The sequence below is a fragment of the Xanthocytophaga agilis genome (assembly GCF_030068605.1).
In the GTDB taxonomy this organism is placed as follows: Bacteria; Bacteroidota; Bacteroidia; order Cytophagales; family 172606-1; genus Xanthocytophaga; species Xanthocytophaga agilis.
Genome location: NZ_JASJOU010000026.1, coordinates 25,676 through 47,478, shown reverse-complemented (window position 1 = coordinate 47,478; position 21,803 = coordinate 25,676). Strand labels below are relative to the sequence as shown.

At 37.6% G+C, this 21,803-nt stretch carries 19 protein-coding genes; 13 read left to right on the top strand and 6 right to left on the bottom strand.

Translation table 11 applies throughout. The features are described 5' to 3' along the window. The first annotated feature begins 224 nt into the window (after positions 1 to 224). The 5 genes from ald (at position 225) to QNI22_RS38740 (ending at position 7,426) form a co-directional block, all read left to right on the top strand. Complete coding sequence (gene ald / locus QNI22_RS38760; protein ID WP_314519829.1) at positions 225 to 1,355, top strand: alanine dehydrogenase; 1,131 nt, start codon at positions 225 to 227, stop codon at positions 1,353 to 1,355. A gap of 607 nt (positions 1,356 to 1,962) precedes the next feature. Further along, positions 1,963 to 3,069, top strand: coding sequence for a sensor histidine kinase (locus QNI22_RS38755; RefSeq protein WP_314519827.1), 1,107 nt, complete (start codon positions 1,963 to 1,965; stop codon positions 3,067 to 3,069). 234 nt (positions 3,070 to 3,303) lie between these two features. Beyond that, entirely contained in the window at positions 3,304 to 4,542 is a 1,239-nt protein-coding gene (locus QNI22_RS38750; protein ID WP_314519825.1) for a glycosyltransferase family 9 protein, read from the top strand. An 84-nt stretch (positions 4,543 to 4,626) separates the two neighbouring features. After that, positions 4,627 to 6,321, top strand: a complete 1,695-nt coding sequence (locus QNI22_RS38745) for an ArnT family glycosyltransferase (RefSeq protein WP_314519823.1) — start codon at positions 4,627 to 4,629, stop codon at positions 6,319 to 6,321. A gap of 103 nt (positions 6,322 to 6,424) precedes the next feature. Further along, positions 6,425 to 7,426, top strand: a complete 1,002-nt coding sequence (locus QNI22_RS38740; protein WP_314519820.1) for a beta-ketoacyl-ACP synthase III — start codon at positions 6,425 to 6,427, stop codon at positions 7,424 to 7,426. 97 nt (positions 7,427 to 7,523) lie between these two features. Here the strand turns inward: QNI22_RS38740 and QNI22_RS38735 are convergent, their stop codons facing one another. Then, entirely contained in the window at positions 7,524 to 8,039 is a 516-nt protein-coding gene (locus QNI22_RS38735) for an FKBP-type peptidyl-prolyl cis-trans isomerase (RefSeq protein ID WP_314519818.1), read from the bottom strand. A 379-nt stretch (positions 8,040 to 8,418) separates the two neighbouring features. Between QNI22_RS38735 and QNI22_RS38730 the strand changes: the two genes are divergently transcribed. From QNI22_RS38730 to QNI22_RS38705, 6 genes are all read left to right on the top strand, one after another. Then, positions 8,419 to 9,021 carry a trimeric intracellular cation channel family protein gene (locus QNI22_RS38730; protein ID WP_314519816.1) on the top strand — a complete coding sequence of 201 codons (603 nt, stop codon included), beginning with the start codon at positions 8,419 to 8,421 and terminating at the stop codon, positions 9,019 to 9,021. A 101-nt stretch (positions 9,022 to 9,122) separates the two neighbouring features. Further along, positions 9,123 to 9,623 carry a thioredoxin family protein gene (locus QNI22_RS38725; RefSeq protein WP_314519815.1) on the top strand — a complete coding sequence of 167 codons (501 nt, stop codon included), beginning with the start codon at positions 9,123 to 9,125 and terminating at the stop codon, positions 9,621 to 9,623. A gap of 483 nt (positions 9,624 to 10,106) precedes the next feature. Beyond that, entirely contained in the window at positions 10,107 to 11,411 is a 1,305-nt protein-coding gene (locus QNI22_RS38720; protein WP_314519813.1) for a hypothetical protein, read from the top strand. A 24-nt stretch (positions 11,412 to 11,435) separates the two neighbouring features. Continuing rightward, positions 11,436 to 12,260 (top strand): phytanoyl-CoA dioxygenase family protein, encoded by an 825-nt coding sequence (locus tag QNI22_RS38715; protein WP_314519810.1) that lies wholly within the window; start codon positions 11,436 to 11,438, stop codon positions 12,258 to 12,260. Positions 12,261 to 12,299: 39 nt separating this feature from the next. Beyond that, positions 12,300 to 13,292 carry a glycosyltransferase family 2 protein gene (locus QNI22_RS38710; RefSeq protein WP_314519809.1) on the top strand — a complete coding sequence of 331 codons (993 nt, stop codon included), beginning with the start codon at positions 12,300 to 12,302 and terminating at the stop codon, positions 13,290 to 13,292. A gap of 63 nt (positions 13,293 to 13,355) precedes the next feature. Next, positions 13,356 to 14,441 (top strand): zinc-binding metallopeptidase family protein, encoded by a 1,086-nt coding sequence (locus tag QNI22_RS38705; protein ID WP_314519807.1) that lies wholly within the window; start codon positions 13,356 to 13,358, stop codon positions 14,439 to 14,441. A 123-nt stretch (positions 14,442 to 14,564) separates the two neighbouring features. Here QNI22_RS38705 and QNI22_RS38700 read toward each other — a convergent pair whose 3' ends face one another. Further along, on the bottom strand, positions 14,565 to 15,023 hold the full coding sequence (locus QNI22_RS38700; RefSeq protein ID WP_314519804.1) for a hypothetical protein: 459 nt from the start codon (positions 15,021 to 15,023) through the stop codon (positions 14,565 to 14,567). A gap of 96 nt (positions 15,024 to 15,119) precedes the next feature. On the opposite strand from QNI22_RS38700, the gene QNI22_RS38695 reads away from it, so the two are divergent. Beyond that, the gene (locus QNI22_RS38695; protein ID WP_314519802.1) at positions 15,120 to 16,991 is read left to right on the top strand and encodes a CocE/NonD family hydrolase; all 1,872 of its coding nucleotides are present in this window, start codon (positions 15,120 to 15,122) and stop codon (positions 16,989 to 16,991) included. 40 nt (positions 16,992 to 17,031) lie between these two features. Here QNI22_RS38695 and QNI22_RS38690 read toward each other — a convergent pair whose 3' ends face one another. The 4 genes from QNI22_RS38690 to QNI22_RS38675 form a co-directional block, all read right to left on the bottom strand. Next, positions 17,032 to 18,282: a DEAD/DEAH box helicase gene (locus tag QNI22_RS38690; protein ID WP_314519799.1), complete on the bottom strand. Its 1,251-nt coding sequence runs from the start codon at positions 18,280 to 18,282 to the stop codon at positions 17,032 to 17,034. A gap of 200 nt (positions 18,283 to 18,482) precedes the next feature. Further along, positions 18,483 to 19,295, bottom strand: a complete 813-nt coding sequence (locus QNI22_RS38685; protein WP_314519798.1) for a hypothetical protein — start codon at positions 19,293 to 19,295, stop codon at positions 18,483 to 18,485. A 99-nt stretch (positions 19,296 to 19,394) separates the two neighbouring features. Beyond that, the gene (locus tag QNI22_RS38680; protein WP_314519795.1) at positions 19,395 to 20,330 is read right to left on the bottom strand and encodes a sugar phosphate isomerase/epimerase family protein; all 936 of its coding nucleotides are present in this window, start codon (positions 20,328 to 20,330) and stop codon (positions 19,395 to 19,397) included. 101 nt (positions 20,331 to 20,431) lie between these two features. Then, entirely contained in the window at positions 20,432 to 21,280 is an 849-nt protein-coding gene (locus tag QNI22_RS38675; RefSeq protein WP_314519793.1) for a helix-turn-helix domain-containing protein, read from the bottom strand. Positions 21,281 to 21,314: 34 nt separating this feature from the next. On the opposite strand from QNI22_RS38675, the gene QNI22_RS38670 reads away from it, so the two are divergent. After that, entirely contained in the window at positions 21,315 to 21,797 is a 483-nt protein-coding gene (locus tag QNI22_RS38670; RefSeq protein ID WP_314031448.1) for a DoxX family membrane protein, read from the top strand. Positions 21,798 to 21,803: the final 6 nt, after the last annotated feature.

The window sequence follows — 21,803 nt, the reverse complement described above, 5'->3', positions numbered from 1 at the left end:
ATGAAATACTTCGGAGGCTACAATCTCCGAAGTATTATTTTTAATATCACACTTTTCGTAAAAAAATATTTTGTAAAAGAAGCTTTAGACCATTTTTTCTTCAAATATACAATGGTCTAAACAATCAATTACAATTTTTAAAAAGAAAGTAGATGATTAATCAATAGTATTGATACAGATAAATAGAAAATACTTCATCAACAAATTAAAATTCCTCTTTAATTATGATTATTGGTGTTCCTAAGGAAATTAAAACCAATGAAAACCGTGTAGCAGTTACCCCTGCAGGTGTAGCTGAACTAAAAAAACACGGGCATCAGGTATATGTTCAGGCTGGCGCAGGAGAAGGCAGTGGGTTTGCCGATAAAACGTATATTCAGGCTGGTGCAGAAATTCTCCCAACCATTGAAGCAACATACGGTATTGCGGAGATGATAATAAAGGTAAAAGAGCCTATTGCCAGTGAGTATGGGCTTATCAAAGAAAATCAGCTTGTATTCACTTACTTCCACTTTGCATCTTCTGAAGAACTGACTCACGCTATGATCAAGAGCAAGGCAATATGTCTGGCTTATGAAACAGTAGAAAAATCAGATAGAAGTCTTCCTTTGTTGGTTCCTATGTCAGAGGTTGCAGGACGAATGTCTATTCAGGCAGGTGCTAAATATCTTGAAAAGACTCATAAAGGGCGTGGTATTCTTTTGGGAGGTGTAGCAGGTGTAAAACCAGCTAATGTACTAGTATTAGGTGGAGGAATTGTAGGAACTCAAGCAGCAAAGATGGCTGCTGGTCTTGGAGCAAATGTAACGATTATGGATATCAGTCTGGCTCGTTTGCGTTATCTGGAAGATATTATGCCTACTAATGTAGATACATTGGTTTCCAATGAATATAATATTCGTGAGATGGTACAAAGTGCTGATCTTATCATAGGTGGTGTACTGATTCCTGGAGCCAAAGCACCTCGTCTTATCACACGTGATATGCTTTCAACTATGAAACCGGGTACTGTGATGGTAGATGTAGCCATTGATCAGGGTGGTTGTTTTGAAACCAGCAAGCCGACTACTCATGCTGATCCTGTTTATATCATAGATGATGTAGTACATTATTGTGTAGCAAACATGCCTGGAGCAGTACCGTATACTTCTACCCTGGCACTAACAAATTCAACTCTTCCATATGCACTTCAATTAGCTAACAAAGGTTGGAAGAAAGCATGTCGTGAAAATCACGAATTACAGCTTGGACTAAATGTTATTAATGGTGACGTAGTATATAATGGTGTAGCAGAAGCATGGAATTTACCATTAGTCGATGTTAATAATTACCTGGAACTGGAAACAGTACATTAGAAAAGTCTATATATAAAAACAAAGAACCCTGTAAATTAAATTTATAGGGTTCTTTGTTTTTATATATGTCATTTTTCAGACAAATTGGTAATCAGTATGGTATCCGGAATTTCCTACTTTTTCCGAGTACATAGATTCAAAAAAGTTTAAGACGTAATGAAAAGTAGTAAATCATAGAAAAGACAAATCAGATAAAATCTTGATAAGTAAAATTTGAATAAGAAAAATACAAACGCAGATGTGAGAATACCATCTATAACTTTTATATGACCCCTATATAATATACTGATTATCAAAAGAAAACAATGATATTATGTGATAGAAAAAATCAATGATAGTTACTAAGTGCCTGAAAATCAAAAAAACAAGAAAAAAGTAAAAGAAGTAAATTTTCCTTGTATCGGCAGATGGATCAAAAGTAAACAGTTGCAGGTAATTCAGGTGTGAGTTTTTCTCAAAAAAAAACATCTTTTGTAAAAAGTAATGTCGGTTTACCTCCAAATAAATGTTAAACATACATCATCTATAAGAGATACATTTCTTTCTCACAGATAATTGCTGCATCTTTATCTTCCAATCGATAGAAGTTCCTGTTAAAGCATTGCCTATGAAATATTTATACCCAGCTTTTTTCAGGTCATCTTTGCTTTGTGCATTTGCAGTGGCTGTTAGTACAGAGGGGATGTCTTATTCAAAATTATCTGCAGATCAAATGCAGCAAAGAGTGGAAACACTCCAGGCAGAGAACCAGATTCAAAGAATGTATATTACATTGCTGATTATTATAAGCATCATATTGACTATCCTTGTTGTTCTTGTAGTGTGGAGCAGAAAAAATATGCAAGGCAATATGCATCTGGAAATAGAGAAAAAAAGGCAGGAGTTATTTGATATTCAGAATCAAGTTCAACAGGCAAATGAAGAGTTACGAGTTATCAATACTAATCTGGAAGCTATTGTAGAAGAAAGAACACTTAAACTAAGTAAGGTCAATCGGGAACTTGACATGTTCCTATACCGTGCCTCACATGATTTGCGCCGCCCAATCACAACCCTGATGGGATTGGTTGAAGTATCAAAGCTTGGTTTTGATGAAGCCTCGGGTAGAATGCTTTTTGAAAAAATCAACGATACAGCTATCAATATGGATAGTATGCTGGAGAAATTTTCAATGATCAATACTATCAATCATGACGAATACGAATGTGGAGAAATTGATTTTGAAGACTTGGTCTGCCAGGTACAGCATTCTTCTATCATCAGTGCTTATGCATCCAAAATCCAGTTTGACATAGATATAGAAAAAAATATCAGGCTCATCTCTGAACCTCGGCTTATCACATTCATCTTAAAAAATCTGATAGCAAATTCTGTTATTTTTCACTGTCGCACCAATCGTCAGCCAGTAGTTAGATTAACTATTAAACAAATACAGGATTCTATTGCTATCGAACTATATGATAATGGAATTGGGATTTCCAAAAGCATGCTTCCTGAAATCTTCCATTTGTTCTATCGTGGTTCTGAAGTCTCTAAAGGGAACGGTTTGGGATTATATGTAGTACAAAAGGCTATTGAAAAACTTAATGGCCAGATCCAAGTAGAAAGTGAAGAGAATCAGTGGACTTGTGTACACATTGTATTGCCACCAATGGAAGCAAAAACGATCGTTTTGTCCTCTACAGGTACTACTACTTCATCCGCTATTGCATGATACTATTTAGATAGGAAGTCAACATAAGACTATTGATTATCGACTTCCTATCAGCTACAAGTTGTAAAACATCTTAAGATGTCTTGTTAAATTTACTCCTCATTCAGCTACATTATTAGTACTTATTAGTAGCTTTGCACTAAAAAAATGGACCAGTAATCAACGTTTATCACTAATCTTTTGTTGTAGCTGTAATTCATCCATTCTTATTTCCGAGTAGAAATTTCCTTTCTTATGAAACCAGATTCCATGCGAACTATCGACAGATGGGCAGGTATTCCTCTCACATTTCTGTTTTCGATAGTTTTATTTTTCACTTCTATTTTCCGAAAGCGTTCTGCAAAACCTAATCTTCATCACACATTATTCATTGAGCTTTCAGAAATGGGAAGTGCAATTATTGCAGACCCAGCTATGCGTAAATTGAAAGCAGAAGGCCAGGCTGAACTATACTTTGCGATTTTTAAATCCAATAAAAAAAGTCTTGATCTGCTAAAAACGATTCCAAGTGAAAATATCTTTGGTATGCGATCAGAGAACATCTGGGTTCTAACTGCTGATGTCATTAAATTTATATTCTGGTGTCGAAGCAAAAAAATCAACACAGTAATAGATCTTGAATTATTTTCAAGATTCACAGCCCTGCTAACAGCCTTGAGTGGAGCCAGTACCCGCATTGGGTTTGGAAGTGTACACGATGAAGGTCTTTACCGTGGCAAAATTATTACCCATCCGGTTCGCTATAATGCTCACGTCCATATCTCTGTTAACTTTATTTCTCTTATTAATACGGCTTTAGGTTTTCACGACACTCCTTATCCTACACATGCTGTTGACTTTCAAAGTATAAAACTGGAAAAAGCAGTTATTGACTCTAAAGATCAGCAAGAGGTGTTACAAAAAATAAAGAATCTGTATCCGGATCTTGGTCAGGAGAAGATTTTTCTTCTCAATGTCAATGCATCTGACCTTCTTCCTCAACGGAAATGGTTACCTGAACGTTTTGCAGAGATAGGTCGGAATTTTCTGGAAAACAATCCAGACTGGATTATTCTTGCCACCGGAGCTCCCAATGAATATGAGTATGTGAAGAACGTAGTTGATATGATTAACGACTCACGGTGTATCAATACATCTGGAGTATTTAAATTTGAAGAGTTGGTTCCTCTTTACAGTATTTCATCATTAATGCTAACAAACGATTCAGGTCCAGCACACTTTGCATCTGTAACCAACCTAAAAACATTTGTTATTTTTGGTCCAGAAACACCTAATCTGTATCTTCCACTAGGTGGTAATGCCGAACCTATTTATCTGGGTCTCCCCTGTTCGCCATGTGTAAGTGCAGCCAATCACCGAAAAACTACTTGTGTAACAAGACCTTGTATAACAGGCATCAGTACAGCTATGGTACAACAAAAGATTGATTCTTTTGTTCAATCCGCATTTCCAGTATCTATCAAAGCCTTCTAAGTATAGAAAAGGCATTGTTCAAAAAATGAGTCTTGAACAATGCCTTTTTTATACCATAGTTCAGACTATTTACCTAATTTCTATATGGGTAACCAAACCTCTACTCCCCCACTTTCAGCCGATAGTATTTCCAACCAGTTTATATTTATTGCACTTTGTAGTCTTATAGGACTATTATATGTAGCAGGATTGCCTATATACTTGATGGAACCAGATGCAGCTGTGTATGCAATTTTGTCTAAAAAGATGGTGCAAAGTGGCAATTACTGGGACTTGTATCTATATGATAAAGACTGGCTTGATAAACCTCACTTTCCCTTCTGGATTACAGCATTTAGCTTCCTTCTTTTTGGTATCAATACGATAGCCTACAAACTACCTGCTTTACTATTTATCCTGTTAGCGGCTTACTATACCTATCGTTTTGCTAAAGAATTGTATTCAACAAAAGTGGCACGCCTAGCTGTACTGATTCTGCTTACTGCCCTTCATCTGATTATGTCCAATAGTGATGTACGGGCAGAACCCTATCTGACAGGCCTTGTCATTGCATCAACCTATCATTTCTACCGATTACAGCATAAATTTACATGGAAGCATTTGGTAGCAGGGGCATTTTACGCAGCTTGTGCCATTATGACCAAAGGCATATTTACGATTGTTCCTATTGGTGGAGCCATCTTTATCGAATTGCTGACCAAAAGACAATGGAAAGATATATTTCACTGGAAATGGCTACTTGTTGGTATAATTACGTTGTTATTTACAGCACCTGAGTTATATAGTTTGTACCATCAGTTTGATATGCATCCAGAGAAAGAAATTTTTGGTGAAACACATGTTTCAGGTATTCGTTTTTTCTTTTGGGATAGCCAGTTTGGTCGTTTCTTTAATACAGGTCCCATCAAAGGACAAGGAGATAAATTTTTCTTTCTTCATACACTTCTATGGGCCTTTTTGCCTTGGGCACTGCTTATGTACTATGCTTTAATCAAACAGATAAAGGAAAGTATACAAAAGGCTCATCAGGAGTTTTATACAATAGGCGGTGCTACAATTACTATCTTACTGTTTTCATTATCACAATTTCAGCTACCGCATTATACAAACATTATTTTTCCATTCCTAGCTATATTTACAGCTAAAGAAATAGTCGTTATTGGCACTAGCAAGAAAGGAGAGTTATTTTATAAATCTGCTCAATACTTCACCATAGTAGTTTTACTACTTGCTCCAATAATACTCCATTATTTTTTCAGGCCAGAAACGATATCTCTCTGGTTTGTTTTGGCTGCGCTATTTCTTATTGGCATTTTTGTATATTTGATTAAGTCCACAATCCATTACTGGTTAAAAGTATTTTATTATACGTGCTTATCCTGTCTGTTTTTTACCTTTTATCTAAATCTGATTTTCTACCCAGATGTTCTTCAATATCAGGCATCTAGTGAAGCTGCATTTTATACTAACACGCATTATCCCAATACCCCTACAGCTGTTTTTGGAGACTTGCGTACCCTTAGCTTTGACTTTTATGCTCGCCAACATGTAAAATGGTATTTCACTTTGGATGAATTCAAACAAATACATTATACCAGACCAATGATTGTTTATACAACGGTGGCAAAGCTACAGGAACTGAAAAATGCGAATATTCCTTATCGGTTAATAAAAGAGTTTAAAGGTGTGCATGTAACTACACTTACAGGTGAGTTTATCAATCATGAAACACGTTTACAATCACTTGAGACTTCTGTTTTAGTACTTATATCTCATTAACATTTCGATATATTTACTTTCATTGCATAGGATTGTTCATTGGTATGGTCAATCCTTTTTTTGTACTTTTGCCGACTTTTATTTCAACTTTATATTTTAGCATATGCCTTATTCTCAAATAGTTGGCGTGGGACATTATGTTCCGGACAATGTGGTTACCAACCATGATCTGGAAAAACTGATGGATACCAGCGATGCATGGATTCAGGAACGTACTGGCATTAAAGAACGTCGCTTTTTTACCCCTGGCAAGGATACAGTAACCAGTATGGCAACTCAAGCCTCACTGATAGCATTGGAACGAGCAGGCATGCAGCCTTCCGACATTGATTTTATCGTCTTTGCAACCATTACAGCCGATTATTACTTTCCAGGTTGCGGAGTATTATTACAAAGAGAGCTAAATATTCCTGGAATTGGCGCATTGGATATCCGAAATCAATGTTCGGGGTTTATTTATGCATTATCTGTAGCTGATCAGTTCATCAAAGCCGGTACCTATAAAAATATCCTTGTTGTAGGCTCTGAAATACAATCTTCTTTTCTGGAAATGAGCACAGAAGGACGAGGAATAGCTGTTATTTTTGGAGATGGAGCAGGTGCTGTAGTACTTAAAGCAACAGACAATCCTGATCATAAGATTTTATCCACCCACCTACACGCAGATGGTCGGTTCGCAGAGGAACTTATTGTAAAAGATCCCGGTGGTAGTCGCCAAGGACGCTGGATTTCACATGAGATGATAGATCAGGGCGGAACAACTGTTTATATGAATGGGCAAAATGTGTTCAAACACGCAGTAGTTCGCTTTCCGGAAGTCATTAAGGAAGCACTAGATACCAATGGATTACAGACCTCAGATATAGATGTATTAATTCCTCATCAGGCCAATTTGCGGATTACCAAATATGTAGGTGAACAACTGGGATTGCCTGAGGAAAAGATTGTCAGTAATATTGAGAAATATGGTAATACAACAGCCGCATCTATTCCAATTGCCTTAAGTGAAGCATGGGAAGCAGGTCGTATTCAATCTGGCAATCTGGTTTGTATGGCAGCATTTGGTAGTGGATTTACCTGGGGGTCTGCACTTATTCGCTGGTAGTTTTTCTAAAACAAAAATTCCTGTTTCAGAAAAATTACGTTCTTCAATAGAAGTACTTCACACTGAAACAGGAATTTTGTTCAATCAAGAAAAATGATTAATGATGATGTCCGCCTGGGCCATGCACATGGCGGTGGCTTAGTTCTTCCAGAGTAGCCTCACGAATATTGATTACTTTTCCAGTAAAATGCATATTCAAACCAGCTAATGGATGATTGAAGTCCATAAGTACAGAGTCATCAGCAACTTCCAGTACACGTCCCTGCATCTGATTGCCATCCTGATCCATCATAGGAAGTGTATTTCCTTCTTTTACCATTTCAGTATCTACTTTACCATCTACCTCGAAAATATGAATAGGCAGACGCACAACGGCTTCTTCATCCACTTCTCCATATCCTTCAGTAGGCTGAAGTGAAAAATCGAACGTATCTCCCTGTGTTAAGCCTTCCAGATTTTTCTCAAACTTCTCCAGCATATTGCCAATACCGTAGAGAAACACTAGTGGCTGATCTGCTTCTACTCTTTCTACTAATTCAGGCTCACTACCATCTGTATCGGTTACATGCAGTTCATATGTCAATGACACTACTGTTCTAGGTTCTACTTTCATGAAATAATTGATTTAGGTTTAATAAAACAGATATTCTTTTATGAATATATGAGAAAAGTCTTTAAGAATATAAAACAAAATACTATACCAGATGTATACCAAATAATAAATAAATGGAAAAGACTGTAACTGTAGACGAATGAAAAGAGGTTTACAAAAACGGTTTCTCTGGTGTTTTTTAGCAACTTTCTGCTTATCTGGCGTTCAGGTATGCAAAGGAAATAATTTTTATAAAGGAAACCAATGCTTTTACAGATTTTCTGGTCAAACCATCTACTACACCTCCTAACCCTTACTTCTTCACTCCAGTTGTTCAGTAGGAGTAACTTCATTCTTTATTATATTAGCCCAAGCTTATTCTAGTATAATTGTCAGAGGAATGGAATGGTTACAAATTATTACATATGCAGGTACTTTCATATTTGCAGTTACAGGAGCCTTGAAAGCTCGTACACACTTAATGGATATTTTTGGAGGAGCTGTATTGGCATTTGTAACTGCCTATGGAGGAGGCACCCTACGAGATATTCTCTTAGGGGTTAAGCCGGTTAATTGGGTGAATGACAACATTGCACTAGGTTTGGTTATTAGTGCTCTTATCAGTGTATTCCTATTCAAAGAAAATCTGAAGCATTTTAATCGGATCATCTTTTTCACAGATGCTATTGGACTGGGATTATTTACAGCGTCTGGAATTAAGATAAGTCTGCAAAATGGTATCACACCTACTTATGCAATTATAATGGGAGTAATCAGCTCTACTTTTGGTGGACTACTAGCAGATATTTTATGTAATGAGATACCAGCCTTATTACGAAAAGGCGAACTTTATGCTACAGCTTCTCTGCTTGGAGGAATTGTGTTCATTAGTCTGAAACATAATGGTATAAATGACAGCACAAATCTGTTGGTATGTGTTGTACTTGTTGTAAGCATCCGGATTCTTGCCAAACGAAAAAAACTATATCTGCCAGAAATATAACCTCCTTCTTCATAAATCTACAAATCACCTCTCATAGCAGAACAATCCATTTATTTTCTATATTTACCCAAATCTTATTAACAATCTAAACCAACAACTCTATGAAATCTGTTCTTCTTACTTTTTTTGCAATACTAGCAGTCTCTACACAAACATATGCTCAGGAAAAACCAAAATTATATAATCCAGAAGCTAATGCGCAGACAGAAATACAGACTGCGGTAAAAAAAGCTCAAGCAGAAGGCAAACACGTATTTTTACAAATCGGAGGAAACTGGTGTTCATGGTGTTTAAAATTCAATAAATTCAGTACTACTGATACACAGTTAGATTCTTTATTCAAGGCGTCTTATGTTATTGTTCATGTAAATTACAGCAAAGAGAATCAGAATCTCCCTGTTTTGGAGAAATTGAGCTATCCTCAACGTTTTGGGTTTCCGGTATTTGTGATTCTGAATGACAAAGGAGACAGGATACACACACAGAACTCTGCTTATCTGGAAAAAGGAGATGGATATGATAAAGAGAAGGTATTTGATTTTCTGAGTCAATGGACAAAAGCATCTCTCGATCCTAAGCATTATCAGAAGAAAGCCAATTAATTACTCATATCTAAACTTTTTGACACAGGAAGTTGTAGAATATTGTTTTAAAGAACCAAAGTTGTAGCACAAACGATGGACGCATTTTCAACCTTTAATAAATAGCTTATACAACTTCCTACTATTATACTGCACTACTCTTTAAACGAGGTATGCTTTAAAAATCTGATATTTCAATAGTGTATGATATAAGTCAGAGGCCTACTAACCATCTGTTCAGGCTGTAGTTATAAGAACATGATGGTTATCTCATTTTTACAACATCCTCAAAGATCCGGGCCGAACCGTACAAATATATTTATGCCACACAAAGCCTGTTTCTACAAACTTTGTTTCATTCTAAGTTTTCTTGTACCTATATATTTAATCTACATTGTAGAAAACTCAAGTTATGAAGAACTTATAAGTCTGCTAAAGCCACATTATTTTGATACTTCTATCGAAAAGCAGGAGTATTCTTCTAAATACTTCCATAGCCAACGAATGCCCTTACTTCGTATCATTATCTGGTCTTTATTACCTATATGGATTGTGAGTGTGTGTGTTATGTGCAGAACAAATACTATAAAACGTATTTCCCAGTGGAAACAAGAATTGATTCATATATTTCAACGATATAAAACGATATGGAACACAATTCCCGTAGTATATAAATGGATATTAGCATTTTCTGGTATTTGGCTCTATAGTATCAAATTCTTTTTTTTTCTCACAACTCCTGAAAATCATGATGCATCCTGGTCTTTTTGGGGATTTGTAGACCAAGGATTCTGGGTGATACTTACATACTATCCAGATACAAACAATCATATATTTTATAATCTTTTGTGCCTACCGTTTTCCTGGCTCCTTCCGGGACAATCTCTTTGGGATATGACTATTCCCAATATAGTAATAGGTACAGCCACTCTACTATGGCTTTTTTGTGAACTTTCCCGACGATGGAACCATGAAACTGCCCTGATAAGTGTAATATGGATAGCTAGTTTTTACGAAAGCAGTCGTTATCTGTTTCAGGGACGAGGTCATTTATTAATTGTATCGTTTAGTTTGATAAGTACATTTATTCTGCTGTCTGGTGAGCTTGTAAACTCTAAAAAGGTCTATTTTCCTTTATTTATTCTTAGTTGTATACTCGGATTATATACTGTACCTACTTATGTGTTACATCTATTTGCTTTGTATGTTTTTGGAGTAGGTTATGCGATTTCGTATAAAGATAAAGTACTATTTATGAACCTTGTACAAGCTGGTATCTGGATTTGTGCAGGAACACTCATCTGTTATTTACCTGTCATAGGTGTTTCTGGTCTTGAAAGTCTGATTCATACTGGCCCTGCACACCCTATGGCACCAGATATGTTTCAACGATTATATCCGGTTTTTATAGCAGAATGGACAGAATATGTATTGGGAATCTTTTTGTTATTCAAACATGCATTTCTGGTAGCCATTCCAATTGGCATTAGTATACTTATCACTCTTTTTCAAAAGAGATTAGACCAATCTATACGTATCTGGCTATATTTTATTATTGTTATCATAGTAGTATTTATTATATTTTCTCTGATAACACGTATCATGCCTGAGTATAGAGTATTTTCGTTTTTTATCTGGCATTTGCATATTTCGTTTGTACTTGTTGCCATACACTGGATACCAAGAATCAAACACCTTTCTATGATAATAGGGGTTGTCACTCTATTACTTATCACAGGCACATTATTGTATATTCGGGCAGAACATTTACGCGCCTTACATCCTATGCATAACGACCTTGCCTTCTAACCCTCTCACCTAAAAGATATAATCATGAAGTTTGCCTTTTCTATTGATGGAACACCTTATAGCTATGATCTTGAAGGAGATTTCTTCTGGGGGAAGGATAGCATCTTATTTCGTGAGGAAGGAAATTTAATTGAAAAGTCCACATGGAAAGATAGAGGATATGAAATTCTTTCTTTTATGGATATATCCCTGGGAAAGACATTACAACATGAAGTCAAACGAATCATACAATCTATCTTTGCTGAACTAGAAATTGAACTCCCTGTTACTTTTAAAATTGAAGATTATCATCAGTATATTGATACACAGGAACTTCATCAAAAGGTAATACAAAAAACACGCTGGCTAACCCGATCTGATTTTCAGATAGACTGGAATGCACTCTGTCAGAAAGCCAGCGATTTTTTACAACAACCTGTGAATTTTAACAATCCATTATTAAAAGATGAAATTATTATTCTCAGAATCAGTCGGCCTAGATCGCTTGATATCAATCCTCTGCATCGGGACGGATATCTGGACTTATGGGAAAATGTAATCAACTTATGGCTACCCATAGCAGGTTGTAATGAACATTCTTCTCTGCCTGTACTACCTGGTAGCCATTTGTGGAATGAAAAAGATATTTTACGTACTGGCAATAAAGGAGCATCCATTAACGGACTTACTTATCATGTGCCCGGTATTGTGAAAGCTAACTATCCCTTGGATATGATACGCCCTAATCCACAGCCAGGCGAAGCATTGGTATTTACACCATACCTAATTCATGGCTCTGCCCTAAATCTTAATTTGAATCAGACACGGTTTTCGTTAGAACTTCGTTTATCTGATCAGCGAAAGAAATAATCTTTTGCATTACGATGGCCTCACCCCACATTACAAATTATGTCTTTTCTCAAAGATTCGGATCCGCTTGTTACCATTATATGTCTTTGTTACAATCAGGAACGATTTGTTATAGAAGCTCTTCAATCGGTTATGAATCAGACATACTCCCAGATTCAATTAATTGTAATTGACGACGGTAGTACAGACAATAGCGCATCTGTTATAGCAAATTTTCTATCACCCTACCCTTCTGTCACTTTTCTGCGGCTTAGTCAGAATATAGGTATGACCAAGGCATTTAACAAAGGCCTTGTACTAGCAGAAGGTGAATTTATTGTTGATCTAGCGGGAGATGATGTACTGCATCCTGAACGTATTGAAAAACAAGTACATACTTTTCAGCAACTGGATTCTTCTTACGGAGTAGTCTTCTCAGATGCCTGGTTGACAGACGAAAACTCTAAAGTTATAGGTACATTCTACAAACGTAATCCAGAAGGTATTCTGCAAGAGAATGTACCTTTCGGAGATATTTATATGGATATGCTTCATAGGTACTGCGTTTGTGCGCCAACTATCATGAGTCGTCGACAGGTATATAATGACCTGCAAGGTTATGATGAAACGCTGGTATATGAAGATTTTGACTTTTTTATCCGGTCTGCCCGAAAATATAAATACTGGTATCTGAATGAGTTGCTGACATCATATAGACAATCCCCCCACTCTGATTCTCAAAAATGGTATCGAAAAAATCATAATCCACACCTAAAATCTACCTTAGCTGTTTGTAGAAAAGCATATGAACAAAATATTTCTGAAGCAGAAAACGAAGCGCTGGCGCACAGAGTACGTTATCTGTTACGTCAATGCTTCTTTACAGAAAACTTTGGCTTGGTAAAGGAATACATGGACCTATTACAAACAATGCATCGCCCTGATATAATTTCCCAATCGATTACGGCATTGGCTCGAATGAGAATTCGTACAGGCTTTTTATTCTTTGGGTATATGAACCTCAGAAAGTTGCTTACTACCAGAACAAGATAAAAATATGGGAACAGAATTTTATTGATATACAATGGGTTATACGATATATCCATTGTAGCGAATATGAACACTTATACTTGTAAATGTAACAATACTCTTCACTTTGAAAATTCTCAATGTGTCTCTTGTTTAAGAGAGGTAGGCTGGTGTCCTGAATGTCAGGGAATAAGAGCTCTGGAGCCAATAGATGGTACATCATACACCTGCCTGAACTGTAACACACAATTACGTAAATGTACTAACTATGCTGTGCATCAGGTTTGTAATCGTTGTGTTCATGACGAAGGTGAACACACACATGAATTTTGCGATTATTGCAAGTTCAATGATGTCATTCCAGATATCAGCAATCCTAAAAATAAAGAACGTTGGTATCTGATAGAGGTTGCCAAACGAAGATTATTGTATAACCTGGATATTCTTAAGCTGCCTTATGGTACTGCAGCTGAAGGTTTCGAACTACCTCTTTCCTTTGATTTTAAAGAAGATATAGTTGTTTCAGACCCTTCAGGATCAGGAACAATTGAGGAAAAAGTATATACAGGTCATGCAGATGGTAAGATCACTATCAACATTGCTGAAGCAGATCCTGTAGAACGGGAAAAACTTCGGGTCGACTTTGGCGAACCACATAGAACCCTTATCGGCCACTTCCGACATGAGATTGCCCATTATTACTGGCAATTGCTGGTACTGGGCAAATGTGAAGATTCCTTTAAACAGGTGTTTGGAGATCATGAAAATCCGTCTTATACAGATGCGATGAATAGCTATTATCAGAATGGTCCTAAGCCAAACTGGCAAACAGATTATATTAGTGCTTATGCTACTATGCACCCTTGGGAGGATTTTGCTGAGACTTTTGGCGCTTATCTGGATATGGTAGCAGTTCTGGATACGGCTGAGCACGTTGCACTAACTATCAATGAACCTATTGAGAACTCAGGAAATGAGTTGTTAAATATGCTACAACGTTATGAATTATTGGGGATTAAAATCAACGAAATGAACCGCACTATGGGTCTACTGGATCTGGTACCAGAAGTATTTACAGCAGGTGTAGTCAGAAAGATGCAATTTATTCACTGGCTTGTAAAAAAGTCCAGTATGTTGCTTCGTATGCCTGCCCAGCAAACAGTAGGAGCCTGAAAGATAAATTGTTTGTAAAGGGTGTATGAATAGCAGGGTAGCTTACTTTATGAGTATTCTACCCTCACTTCTTTGACCAACTTATTCTAATCAGCATATCATCTATCCAGACTTTGCTAAATACTACTTCTTCTTTAGTTTATCAATTGCCTTTAGTAACCTAATTCGATTCTTAGCACTCAACATCCAGGCAGGTAGTCGACTTTGCAGACTGTTGTTGTGCCAACCATACTGATCTTTACTGCGTTCTCTGAGTCTGGCAGTTATAAACTGCTCTAGGAATGTTAGATGTTTATAGTTATAGGCAAACAAAATTTCTTCTCCTACAACACATTGTAACCATACCGGATAGCGGAAGTAGCAATCTATCGGTTTACCAACCAATATTGCTTTGGGTTCCTCATCGGTCATCCATTGTTGGTTCATACCACAATGTATACATGTCATTCGGGTATGTACTCTATCGTTTGCATCAGAAAGAACTTCTGCACGATTACTACATTTAGGGCATAGAATGTAGATATGATTGATGAAATCATAGACAGAAATAAATCCTGTATGGTAGCGTTTGCCTGAAATCATGATCTCCTGTATAATTCTTTTCTTAACTTATTAGATTCCCATATCTTTTCAAAATTCTATCTTCGCAAAACTAAAAACCATTTTACCACTAAACCTATGCTCAAAAACATACTGACTGTATTTTTCTTATTTATTCTGATTATTCCTGTATTTGGACAAGCTAGCAAAGAAGACTCTGCCTTTGTCAGAGATAACTACACCAAACTGGAAAGGCAAATTACCATGCGGGATGGAATCAAACTCTTTACAGCTATCTATGTACCCAAAGATAAAGCTCAGAAATATCCGTTTCTGATGATGCGGACTCCTTATTCGGTAGGGCCTTATGGAGAAGACAAATATCCTCGTCGTCTGGGAGCTAACTCACTCCTTATGAGAGAGAAATATATTTTTGTATACCAGGATGTACGCGGACGCTATATGAGTGAAGGTAATTTTGAAGAAATGACACCTCATAAGGCAGTTAAAAAGTCAAAAAAAGAAACGGACGAAAGTACAGACACCTATGATACGGTTGAATGGCTGATAAAGAACGTTCCCGGCAATAATGCACGTGTTGGTCTTTGGGGAATTTCCTATCCAGGGTTTTATGCAACTGCTTCGTTACCGAATGCTCATCCAGCTATAAAGGCTGTTTCACCTCAGGCACCTGTGACAGATGAATTTATTGGTGATGATGCATACCACAAAGGAGCCTTTTTTCTGATGGATAACTTTTCGTTTATGAACTACTTTGATTCACCTCGGAAAGGAACTGTTAAAGAGTATGAACAACTATCTCAAGTAGAAATTAAAGATGCTTATGAGTTCTATCTCAATCTGGGGCCACTCAAAAATATAAATCAGCAATACTTTAAGGGAAAGGGTAAAATCTGGAATGAGTATCTGCAAAATGACACCTATAATGAATACTGGAAAGTCCGTAACATTCGTACTCACCTTAAAAATATAAACCCCGCCACACTGGTAGTAGGTGGATGGTTTGATGCAGAGGATTTGTTCGGCGCACTTCGCACCTATGAAGCAATTGAAAGCCAGTCTCCAAACAATAAAAATTACCTGGTGATGGGTCCTTGGACCCATGGTTCCTGGTCACGGGAAGACTGGACACGATATGGTACACACGATTTTGGCCAAAATACAGCTAAGTATTACCGCGAACAGATTGAAACACCGTTTTTCAATTTCTTTCTGAAAGACAAAGGAACCTTTACTCTTCCCGAAGCAACTGTTTTTGAAACTGGTACAAATCAATGGAAACAGTATGAGGCATTTCCTCCTAAAAAAGGAACAGTAAAAGAGTTGTACTTCTTACCTGGAGGCAATTTATCATTTGAAAAAAGCTCAGAACAAACCTCGTTTGAGGAATACATCAGTGATCCATCGAAACCTGTACCCTATGTAGATGGCACTTATTCCAGACGCAATAATGAATATATGACAGATGATCAGCGATTTGCGTCACGCCGTCCGGATGTGCTGGTTTATCAGACAGAGGTGCTTACTGAAGACATTACCCTCACAGGCAAACTAATAGCGGATTTGTTTGTATCTACGACAGGGACTGATGCAGACTTTGTTGTGAAACTGATTGATGTACTGCCTGACAATACACCTAATCCTGCTCCAAATCCCAAAGGTATTCAGATGGCCGGCTATCAACGACTGGTACGGGCAGAGGTGATGCGGGGACGATTCCGAAACAGCTTTGAAAAACCAGAAGCATTTGTGTCTGGCCAGGTGTCGCAGGTAATGTATGAATTACCAGATGTAGCACATACTTTTCCCAAAGGGCACCGGATCATGATTCAGATACAAAGCAGTTGGTTCCCATTGGTAGACCGCAATCCTCAGAAGTATGTAGAACACATCTGGGAGGCTCAGGAAGCAGATTTTCAGAAAGCGACCCATAGACTTTATCACAGTCAGCAATATCCCTCCCATATCAAAGTGACAGTTATCAAATAGTAATTCTGTGATTTACCCAAAAACAATAAGCCGAACTTCACTAGTTCGGCTTATTGTTTTGTACAGATTTCTTTCCTGATTTATTGCCTGATTTCCCATATGGCCGTTTTTTGTGAAACTTCTTTTTTACAGATATAGGAGGGTGATATACGGGTCCCTCGCCTAATTCGGCAGGAAGTGGTACTTTATCAATTTCCCGGCCAATCAACCGTTCAATAGAGGCAAACTTATGCTGATCTTTCTCATTAATCAATGTAATGGCTGTTCCCGTTGTGGCAGCTCTGGCAGTACGACCGATTCGGTGTATATAATCCTCTGGTTCATGAGGCACGTTAAAGTTTACCACTAAGCTAATACCCTCTACATCTATACCTCGCGACAGAATATCTGTCCCAATCAAAACGGGCAGCGTTTTATTCTTAAACTCCCGCAATATCTCATCACGCTCTTTTTGCAACAAATCAGAGTGAAACGCCTTCACCTGAAGGCCAATCTTACGCAGTTCACCTGCAAGGTTTCGTACATCTTCTTTGGTAGAAGCAAATATAACAGCACTGGCATAGCTATCACCCGAAAAAATATGTCGGATTAGTTCTACTTTCTGATGATCAAATGCCAGATAAGCTTCCTGACGAATACCTTCTGCTGGTTTGGAGATAGAGATATTAATCTGTTCAGGCTTTATCAGAATCGTATTTGCCAGTGTCCGAATTTTGGGCGGCATAGTAGCAGAAAACAACAACGTCTGACGTTTTCTGGGCAGATAACTGATAATCCGGATAATATCATCATAAAATCCCATATCCAACATCCGGTCAGCTTCGTCCAGAATCAAATGCTGTAATCGGGAGAAGTCAATCGCTTTCATCTGTAATAAAGCAATCAGGCGGCCAGGAGTGGCTATCACAACATCACTGCCTTCCAATAACGCCTTCTGCTGCTGGCTCCAGGCAGCACCATCCCCACCTCCATATACAGAGATCGAGCTAACACCCGTAAAATATCCTAATCCTTCTACCTGCTGATCAATCTGAGTTGCCAGTTCACGGGTAGGCGCCAGAATGAGCGTATTCAAATGCCGCTTATCTTCGGGGGCTCTCACAATTTTATCAAGGATAGGCAGCAAATAGGCAGCTGTTTTTCCTGTACCTGTCTGGGCACAAGCTATTAAATCCTTGTTTTCTAAGATAAGAGGAATGCTTTGTTCTTGTATGGGAGTTGGCTGAGTAAAGCCCATTGCGGTCAACCCCTCTGCCAGTCTTGTATCGAAATTAAAATCCTGAAAAGTCAATGCTGAGTTTATTTTATACTTAAGAGATTATACACTTGTTGTTTTTGTATGATTCAAATACCCTACTGCTCGAAAGATTAAAACAACCAGTTATGGCTGGTATTTGACAAATATATAACATTCTCTCATAACAATATAGTTCTCGCTATAACAAGTATCTCTTTTACAATATTTTAGAAATCTCATTTTAGGAAATATGCTCAATTTCCTTTATTCTCTCTTTCAAGCTGATAACGTATCACTTTTCCATTCTTAATCGTAACTACTAGGAAGAGTGCTTCCGGTGTATAGTTTAAATCATTCTCTAAAGGTTCTTTATTCATAGATAGATCATAAATTAATTCGTTGCCAGTTGTGTCTGTTTCGCCTAGTAAATCAACTACTTCGGATTTGGTTTTACCCTGCAAATGCATCTGGTCTATACTATCACGAGTCATATCATAAATAGATTCATTCAATTGCTGACTAAGGTTGCTGTGTCCTTCTAACTCATTTGAAATGCTATACCAGATAAATCCCATTACCAGCAGAAATATCAGTAATGGGGTAAGTATCAAGCTGGTAACAAATGCTCCAATTCGAATCTTTTGCGCATTAGATAATTTCATCCCCCGACGGATCACGTAATAACTCATCTGGTAGGCAAGGAAACCTGTTGCCAATAGAATTGTGATGAGTAGCAGTATACCTTCAGGCGAAATACCTTGTATGCTAATGCTAATGATATCACTACCTGGTGATTGTTGGCTACTATCACTCTTAAACTCCTTCAAAATAGTATACAAAACCAGTCCCACTATGACTAGCAAAATCAACAGTGGAGTAAGAATAAAGGTAGCAACAAGTGCACGAAAACGAATTTTACGAATGTTGGTTAGGCCTGTCCATTTGCGGATTACATAAACACAACCCTTGTATATAGCCCATCCGATTAACAGTAAAATTATAAGAAGGATAATCATCTCTTTTAGAGTAAGAGAGGACTCAAATCCAAGAGGAATAAGAGTAGGCATGGATATCTCCGAAAACATATAACAAACTCAGTAAAACTTTTGATTAGCTGTAAATCTATCAAAAGTTTTACTGGATCTTCAGAGACATTAACAGACTTACTACAAACTTTTTGTTACCTGTTTCATTTTGGCTAGCGCATTCTGTGCAACCAGCAAAGCATCCTGAGCATAGTAATTCTTATTGAATACTTCCAGTGAGATAACCAATGGACGATCAGTTGGGGCCAGAGCTTGTAAAATACGACCAATCGGAGCTACGCCATCGCCTGTGTAAACACGGTCGCCATCGGTAATGGTAGAAGGATTGGCAGAGGCAGCATAATCATTGACATGAAAAACTTCAATGCCCGTTTTGCCAATTAATGGCAAACTATCTAGGCTGGAACCTCCTTTGAACAAATGATACACATCCAGTAACATACGGGCAGAAGGGTGTCCGCTTTCAACAGCAACATAGGATACTTCACTTAAACGACTCAGGTTCTGTGAAAAGCCCCATAGTTCTAATTGAGGTATTACAGTCATCTTGACGCCTAGTTCCACAATAGTTCGGTAACGTTCTGCTGCACGTTTCAGATCCAGGCCGGGTACTTGTGTTGCTCCCATTGGTGGTGCTGCAGTACGATGGCATCCCAGTTGAGCAAGCCTATCCATTTCGCGTTTAAGCTGCTCTACACCCTTTTGCCGTGTAGTCTCATCATCGACAATCCACTGAGCAAATCCGATGGCGTTTTCAATTGTCAGTCCCAGATCAGAGATGCGTTTTCGGGCATCTGACAATGACCCACCTTTATCAAGATAAGTTTGCAGAGAGTCCATCCAGATTTCGACTGAACGAAAGCCTGCCTTGGAAGCCACTTCCAATTCTTTGACAAATCCGAGGTTTTGTCCCCGAATAGTACTCATATTCAGGCTGTATATAAAGTTGGGCTTTGCGGTAGCTTCGATGGGTTGCAAGTCAGGCAGTGCAGAAAGACCCATTACTGCACTTAGCTGCTTGAGGTGTGTGCGACGGTTCGTCTGAGGTGAGGACATAATTACTACAGGTGTCAGATTATATAAACAAGATTACTACTTTTTCCGGTTTTAGTATAACTTATTTAATACTTTTCGCAGCCGTCTTTGTATAAATTATTTCAGACCGATCTCTTTTGTAAACGAAAGGCTTTAGGACTCATGCCTTTATACTTTCGGAAAATTTTATTGAGATGACTCTCATCAGTAAATCCTAATTCATAGCCTATCTCTGAAATAGTGCGGTCACTGTACAACAAGCGGGTTTCAATCAGTTTCAGTTTGTATTGAAGAATGTACTGTTGCAGAGATTCACCCATTTTCCGTTTAAAATAAATTCCAATGTAGTTGGAAGAAAGATTAAACTGTTCTGCTAGGTGTTGAATACGAAGCTTCTCCGGTTCATATATATACCGTCTTACATACGTAGTTAATTCGGTCAGCAAATCACGATCGGGTTGTTTTACTGCTTCTTTCTTTACTATAATATTTCGGGCTATGATATCCAGCATGCTTTTAAGACAGTTTTGTACAATGCTTTCTGAGTACATTTTCCTAGTATCTGACTCATGTAAAAGCACTTCCAGCAGTTGTGTTACTAGTATTCTGTCCTGTTCGTTTCTGAGTACATCACCCGGAAGCAGATTATGTGTATGCAGTATAAATTCAAGCTGTCGAAACCACTCATCCTGCTCTGGTAAAAATCCATTACTTTTCAGATATAGCTCAGTAAATTTCAAATAACAAAACCGGGTAGTTGTTTCTATTTCAAATGTATGATAGTCACCTGGTGTCAATAAAAACACATTTCCTTCTTTGTATGGAAAGCGATTGTCATTTATTGTATGCCATCCATTGCCATTTTGAATAAAAATAATCTCAAAGTAGGTATGATTATGCAAAGGATGTTTCCATTCTGTTGTTTCAAACCGGGAAATCTTAAATAGTTCGTATTGTTTGTAAGTCTTCATACAACCTAAAGATCGCGAACAAAGATACCAATTTATGATGGATTTTTACCAGAAGCCTCAATCTGCCAGGCTCTACCTTTGTACTATCACAATCAAAACAAACTTTATGGAAACCAACAATCACGAACTTGCCTATTTACTGCTAAGAGCTACTTTAGGAGTAAATTTCTTTTTACATGGCTTTATACGCATTTACAATGGTGTATCCGGATTCAAAGAGTGGATGATTAAAAACTTTGAAGGCACATTGCTTACATCAGGACTTGTATCACCATTTGCCTCTATTCTGCCCTATCTGGAAGCCCTGCTAGGACTTTTGTTACTGACAGGCCTGCTTACACGTCTATCTCTCACAACGGGATTCCTGTTGATGATCTGTCTTATTTCAGGTTTGTGTATCAAGCAGGACTGGCATACAGTAGGAATTCAGATGATCTATGTGATCTTTTTCTTCATTCTAATCTGGAATCTCCAATTCAATCGTTATTCATTGGATAAACTTTTTTCTATTAGATAGAGATAC

What these genes read in the sequence shown, in the direction of transcription:
- QNI22_RS38675 (WP_314519793.1), bottom strand. Translation starts at nt 21,280, where the DNA reads ATGAAGACTTACAAACAATACGAACTATTTAAGATTTCCCGGTTTGAA.
- QNI22_RS38680 (WP_314519795.1), bottom strand. Translation starts at nt 20,330, where the DNA reads ATGTCCTCACCTCAGACGAACCGTCGCACACACCTCAAGCAGCTAAGT.
- QNI22_RS38755 (WP_314519827.1), top strand. Translation starts at nt 1,963, where the DNA reads ATGAAATATTTATACCCAGCTTTTTTCAGGTCATCTTTGCTTTGTGCA.
- QNI22_RS38715 (WP_314519810.1), top strand. Translation starts at nt 11,436, where the DNA reads ATGAAGTTTGCCTTTTCTATTGATGGAACACCTTATAGCTATGATCTT.
- QNI22_RS38705 (WP_314519807.1), top strand. Translation starts at nt 13,356, where the DNA reads ATGAACACTTATACTTGTAAATGTAACAATACTCTTCACTTTGAAAAT.
- QNI22_RS38745 (WP_314519823.1), top strand. Translation starts at nt 4,627, where the DNA reads ATGGGTAACCAAACCTCTACTCCCCCACTTTCAGCCGATAGTATTTCC.
- QNI22_RS38670 (WP_314031448.1), top strand. Translation starts at nt 21,315, where the DNA reads ATGATGGATTTTTACCAGAAGCCTCAATCTGCCAGGCTCTACCTTTGT.
- QNI22_RS38685 (WP_314519798.1), bottom strand. Translation starts at nt 19,295, where the DNA reads ATGCCTACTCTTATTCCTCTTGGATTTGAGTCCTCTCTTACTCTAAAA.
- QNI22_RS38730 (WP_314519816.1), top strand. Translation starts at nt 8,419, where the DNA reads ATGGAATGGTTACAAATTATTACATATGCAGGTACTTTCATATTTGCA.
- QNI22_RS38725 (WP_314519815.1), top strand. Translation starts at nt 9,123, where the DNA reads ATGAAATCTGTTCTTCTTACTTTTTTTGCAATACTAGCAGTCTCTACA.
- QNI22_RS38720 (WP_314519813.1), top strand. Translation starts at nt 10,107, where the DNA reads ATGCCCTTACTTCGTATCATTATCTGGTCTTTATTACCTATATGGATT.
- QNI22_RS38740 (WP_314519820.1), top strand. Translation starts at nt 6,425, where the DNA reads ATGCCTTATTCTCAAATAGTTGGCGTGGGACATTATGTTCCGGACAAT.
- ald (WP_314519829.1), top strand. Translation starts at nt 225, where the DNA reads ATGATTATTGGTGTTCCTAAGGAAATTAAAACCAATGAAAACCGTGTA.
- QNI22_RS38750 (WP_314519825.1), top strand. Translation starts at nt 3,304, where the DNA reads ATGAAACCAGATTCCATGCGAACTATCGACAGATGGGCAGGTATTCCT.
- QNI22_RS38710 (WP_314519809.1), top strand. Translation starts at nt 12,300, where the DNA reads ATGTCTTTTCTCAAAGATTCGGATCCGCTTGTTACCATTATATGTCTT.
- QNI22_RS38695 (WP_314519802.1), top strand. Translation starts at nt 15,120, where the DNA reads ATGCTCAAAAACATACTGACTGTATTTTTCTTATTTATTCTGATTATT.
- QNI22_RS38735 (WP_314519818.1), bottom strand. Translation starts at nt 8,039, where the DNA reads ATGAAAGTAGAACCTAGAACAGTAGTGTCATTGACATATGAACTGCAT.
- QNI22_RS38700 (WP_314519804.1), bottom strand. Translation starts at nt 15,023, where the DNA reads ATGATTTCAGGCAAACGCTACCATACAGGATTTATTTCTGTCTATGAT.